Consider the following 247-nt stretch of genomic DNA (forward strand, 5'->3'; position numbering starts at 1 on the left):
CCGGCATCAGGTCGTGCCATTTGCGAAGACTCCGGGCCCGCTCCTGCGGCAGCATCGCCCGCCAGGCGGGCATGGCGCGTGCAGCGGAATCGATGGCCGCCGTGGTCTCTTCAGCGCCAAGTCTCGCCACCCAGGCGACGGTTGCGCCGCTTGCGGGATCGGCAACCTCGAAGCTTCTGCCGTCGGTGCCTGAAGACCAGCGGCCATCGCAATAGGCGAGGTCGCGCAGCAGATGCCTGTCCTTAAG

General features: G+C 67.6%; 1 protein-coding gene. It reads right to left on the reverse strand.

Annotated elements, in window-relative coordinates; genetic code table 11:
- Window positions 1–247, reverse strand: a 247-nt coding sequence (locus SCA31_RS24940) for an aldehyde dehydrogenase family protein (RefSeq protein WP_410699634.1), incomplete at both ends; no start/stop codon positions are given.

The sequence above is a fragment of the Chryseobacterium sp. SIMBA_028 genome (assembly GCF_046535285.1).
Classification (GTDB): domain Bacteria; phylum Bacteroidota; class Bacteroidia; order Flavobacteriales; family Weeksellaceae; genus Chryseobacterium.